We start from the raw sequence: 4,587 nt of genomic DNA, 5'->3' as shown, positions 1-4,587 counted from the left end.
GCGACGACCTGTTCACCACCGTCAAGAACCTGTCGATATTGGTGGATGCACTTGAGAGCAGCCGGGATCTGCTGCGCAATCTCAACCAGAACTTCGCAGCGACGACCAGCCTGTTGTCCAACCAGCCCAACGAGCTGGGACACGCGACCGCTGACATTAATGCTGTCGTCGGGGATGTCCAGAGCTTCGTCGCCGAGAATCGCGAATCGCTAGGTACCACCTCGGACAAGCTCGCGTCGGTGTCGACGGCACTCGACGAGAGCCTTGATGACATCAAGCAGGTGCTCCATACGTCGACCCCGGCGTTCGCGAACTTCCTGAACATCTATCAGCCGTCTCAGGGGGCGCTGACGGGCATCCTGTCGACCAACTTCCTCTCCAACCCGCTGCAGTTCATTTGTGGGGCAGTGCAGGCGGCATCGAAGCTTGGTGCCGAAGAGGCTTCCAAGCTGTGCGTGCAGTACCTGGCGCCCATTGTCAAGAACCGCCAATACAACAGCTTGCCGCTCGGGGAGAATCTGTTCATCGGACAGTCCGCCCGTCCGAACGAATTGACCTACAGCGAGGACTGGCTACGTCCGGACTACATTCCGCCGTCCGGGACCCCTGCACCGGATGGAGCGACCAGTCAGCTGCCGCCTGCCGGGGCGCCGTTTACCAACTTCGGAGAGTCCGCCGATCCCAACGATGGCCATGCGCCCTTCGTGCCAGCCGTGCCGGACCCCGGACCGCCGGCCCCGCCGCCTGTGCGAGCCGATCCCAACGCGGGGTTGGCCGGCCTCATGGTCCCCACCGGAGCCGGTTCATGATGCGGACACGCCTTATGTCCGCAGTCGCGGGGATGGCAGCGACGGTTATGGGCCTGTCGGGTTGCGCCGATTGGCAGGGCGCCAATTCGCTTCCCCTGCCGGGGACGGCAGGCAGCGGGGCCGGGTCCTACGAGATTCAAGTCCAGCTACCCGAGGTCGACAACATCGAACGCAACTCACGGGTGCGCGTGGGCGACGTCACGGTGGGAAAGGTCGTCAAGATCGAACGCCAAGGCTGGCACGCCCTGCTGACGCTGTCCCTGGACGGCGACGTCGACCTACCTGCAAATGCCACCGCCGTGCTGGGCCAGACCAGCCTCTTGGGTTCATTGCACGTTGAGCTGGCGCCGCCCACAGCCGTCGCACCCGAGGGCAGGCTGCACGAGGGCTCCCTGATTCCGCTCGCCAATGCCAGCACGGTCCCCTCCACAGAGCAGACCCTGGCGGCGGTGTCGGTCCTCCTGAACGGGGGCGGCATCGGCGAGATTCAGGAGATCACCCGCACGTTGAGCACGGCCTTCATGGGTCGCGAAGGTGACCTGCGCAGCCTGATCGGACAACTCGACACCTTCATCGCCCACCTCAACGAGCAGAGCGGCGACATCATCGCTGCCACCGATGGGCTCAATAATCTGGTCGGGCAGCTTGCCGCACAGAAGCCGACGATTGACAAGGCATTGAGGACCATCCCAGACGCGCTGGCGGTATTAAAGGACGAACGCCAGGTTCTGGTGGAAGCGGTGGACTCGCTAGGCAAGTTCTCAGCACTGGCCGCGGATTCGGTGAACCAGACCAAGGAGAATCTGGTCAAGGAATTGAGAGACCTCGGGCCCGTGCTGAAATCCCTGGCCGATGCGGGCCCCGCGCTGACCCGTTCGTTCGACTTCATCTCCACATTCCCCTTCCCGAAGGCCACTTTGTCCAAGTGGTTACGTGGTGACTATGCGAACCTGACCGCGGTCGTCGACTTGACGTTGAGCCGTTTGGACGCGGGTCTGCTGACTGGGACACGCTTCGAGGGGCAGCTGACCGAACTCGAATTGCAGTGGGGTAGAACAATCGGACAGATGCCGAGTCCGTACACCGCACGCAACCCGTTGGTGGCTCCCTACCACTTCGATCAGGGGCCGTGACATGCACATCACTTCACGCACAAAAATTCAGCTCAGCATCTTTCTGGTGGTCTCGCTCGTCGGTCTGACCATCATGGCGTTCGGCTACATCCAAGTCCCCAGTTTGTTCTTCGGGATCAACCGCTACACCGTCACTCTTCAACTTCCCGAAGCCAGCGGGCTGTATGCGCGTGGGAACGTCACTTACCGTGGTACCGAAGTCGGCATCATCAAGGACGTCGCCCTCACTGAGACAGGCGTCCAGGCAGTGCTGTCGCTGGACTCGAAATTCAAGATCCCATCTGATCTGCAGGCCGAGGTGCACAGCGTTTCCGCGGTAGGCGAGCAATACGTCCAATTGCTGCCCCGCGACGACACGTCGGCGCCCCTGAAGCAGGGTGACGTCATCACCAGGGAGAATACGAGCGCGCCTCCGGACATCAACGAATTGCTGGACGCGACGAACCGAGGCCTGCAAGCCATCCCGCGCGACAACCTCAAGACCACCATCGACGAGGCTTACTTGGCGTTCGGTGGGCTCGGACCCGAGATCGGACGCTTCCTCGAGGGTGGCAGCAACCTGGCGATCGACGCCAAGAAGAACCTGGCCGAACTCACCAACGTGGTCGACAACGTCGGGCCGATCCTCGACACGCAAACGGACACGGCTGACTCCGTGCAGGCCTGGGCTGCGCACCTGGCCGCGATCACCACATCCTTAAAGGACAACGACTCGGCGGTTCGGGGTGTCCTGCAGAACGCTCCGGCAGCGGCCGAGGAGATACGCGCGCTGTTCGATCGAGTTCAACCAACACTCCCGGTGGTGCTGGCGAACCTCGCGGGTCTCACCGGCGTGGCGATCGCCTACCGCGACGACTTGGAACAGCTTCTCGTGATGATTCCCCAAGGGGTCCAGATCATTCAGGGCACACTGGTACCTAATCGAGGAACCAAGCAGGCTTACATGGGCGCTAATCTCAGCTTCAACCTCAACATCAACCTCCCGAAGCCGTGTACCACGGGATTCCTTCCGCCACAACAGATTCGCAGTGCCGCGCTCACCGACTATCCGGACTCGCCAGCGGGGCTCCTGTACTGCCGGACTCCGCAGGATTCGCCGAATAATGTCCGCGGAGCCAAGAACTACCCGTGTGAGACGCGACCCGGCAAGCGGGCTCCCACGGTCAAGCTGTGCGAAAGCGATGAGCAGTACGTCCCGCTGAATGACGGCTTCGACTGGAAGGGCGACGCCAACGCGACCCTGTCTGGTCAGGGAGTGCCGCAATTCAATCCCGGGGACGTCATCCCACCGGGATACCCGGGCGACAGCCCACCGTTGGCAGCACCACGTCCCGTCGAGGCCCCAATGCCGATCGCGGTCGCCGAGTACGACCCGGCAACCGGCACCTACCTGGGACCCGACGGGAAGGTTCACACGCAGGCCGATCTGGCCATCAACGCACCTCAGGAGCAAACATGGCAAAGCATGATGCTGCCGCCGGCGACGAATTGACCGATGCCGATCCGCCCGCCCACATCGACGGCGAAGTGGATTGCGCCACGGAGATCGCTGCCGACGAACACATCTCCGCTCCCCGAATATCGTCAGCCAGGACGGCGATGCTGGTCAGCGCTCTGATCGCCGTCGCTGCAATGGCTCTCGTCGGCTTCCTCGGGTTCCGCACCTTCGAATCGATGCAGGCAAGGGATCGGGACAACCTCTTCGTGGAAGTCGCGCGGCAAGGTGCCGTGAACCTGACCACGATCAACTGGCAGGAAGCCGACAAGGATGTCAACCGCATTCTCGAATCAGCGACCGGCGCGTTCTATGACGACTTCGAAAAGCGCTCTCAGCCATTCGTAGAAGTAGTCAAACAGGCGCAGTCGCAGTCGGTGGGAACCGTCACCGGAGCCGGTTTGGAATCCTCGTCAGACGATCAGGCACAGGTGCTCGTGGCAGTGTCCGTCAAGACGACCAATCGCGGTGCGCAAGAAGCAAGCCCACGTGCCTGGCGCATGCGTATCAACGTTCAAAAGATCGGCGACCAAGCAAAGGTCTCGAACGTACAGTTCGTACCATGACCGCGGGTACCTTCAGCGATGACGATTCGGCTGGTGGCGGGGATCTCACCATGACGACGATCCCGCCAGACCAGGATGAACACGTCCTCGAGGCACCGCAGCGTCGTGGACGTGAATTCAACTGGGTGAGCATCGCAACCGTCGTGCTGCAGGCGGTGGCCCTGATCCTGTTCATGATCGCGGGCTATCTTAAGTGGGCGGACTCCTCGATTCGCGAGTCCCAGACTGCACGAGTCGAATCGGTACAGGCGGCCCGCGACGGTACGGTCGCGCTGCTCTCTTACACCCCCGCAGACGTCGACAAGCAGCTGGCCGCTGCCCGCGATCTGCTGACTGGTGACTTTCGGAATTCCTACACCACGCTGACTGAGGACGTCGTGATCCCCGGCGCCAAGCAACAAAAGATCAACGCCGTCGCGACGGTGCCGGCCGCATCCTCGGTGTCGGCGAACGCCAAGCACGCCGTCGCGCTGGTGTTCGTCAACCAGACGACCACGGTTGGTTCGACGGCCCCTACAACCTTGACTTCCGCAGTGAGCGTGGGGTTGGAGAAGGTTGACGGTCGGTGGCTGATCTCGAAGTTC

At 62.1% G+C, this 4,587-nt stretch carries 5 protein-coding genes; all 5 read left to right on the top strand.

Annotated elements, in window-relative coordinates; all coding sequences use genetic code 11:
• The coding region (locus tag ACR2JI_RS13795; RefSeq protein ID WP_526390866.1) for an Mce/MlaD family protein at positions 1-809 on the top strand (809 nt) is incomplete at its 5' end.
• Entirely contained in the window at positions 806-1,942 is a 1,137-nt protein-coding gene (locus tag ACR2JI_RS13790) for an MCE family protein (protein ID WP_526390864.1), read from the top strand. The genes ACR2JI_RS13795 and ACR2JI_RS13790, both read left to right, overlap by 4 nt.
• A 1-nt stretch (position 1,943) precedes the next feature.
• Positions 1,944-3,434: an MCE family protein gene (locus ACR2JI_RS13785; protein WP_526390862.1), complete on the top strand. Its 1,491-nt coding sequence runs from the start codon at positions 1,944-1,946 to the stop codon at positions 3,432-3,434.
• Positions 3,398-4,003: an Rv1363c family protein gene (locus tag ACR2JI_RS13780; protein ID WP_526390860.1), complete on the top strand. Its 606-nt coding sequence runs from the start codon at positions 3,398-3,400 to the stop codon at positions 4,001-4,003. Before ACR2JI_RS13785 ends, ACR2JI_RS13780 begins: the two co-directional genes overlap by 37 nt.
• Positions 4,000-4,587 (top strand): Rv1363c family protein (locus ACR2JI_RS13775; RefSeq protein ID WP_526390858.1); only part of this gene is annotated, 588 nt, incomplete at its 3' end. The genes ACR2JI_RS13780 and ACR2JI_RS13775, both read left to right, overlap by 4 nt.

Origin of the sequence: Mycobacterium sp. (assembly GCF_051006775.1) — a bacterium.
GTDB lineage: Bacteria > Actinomycetota > Actinomycetes > Mycobacteriales > Mycobacteriaceae > Mycobacterium.
This window is presented reverse-complemented; position numbering and strand designations above follow the sequence as displayed.

What these genes read in the sequence shown, in the direction of transcription:
- ACR2JI_RS13790 (WP_526390864.1), top strand. Translation starts at nt 806, where the DNA reads ATGATGCGGACACGCCTTATGTCCGCAGTCGCGGGGATGGCAGCGACG.
- ACR2JI_RS13785 (WP_526390862.1), top strand. Translation starts at nt 1,944, where the DNA reads ATGCACATCACTTCACGCACAAAAATTCAGCTCAGCATCTTTCTGGTG.
- ACR2JI_RS13780 (WP_526390860.1), top strand. Translation starts at nt 3,398, where the DNA reads ATGGCAAAGCATGATGCTGCCGCCGGCGACGAATTGACCGATGCCGAT.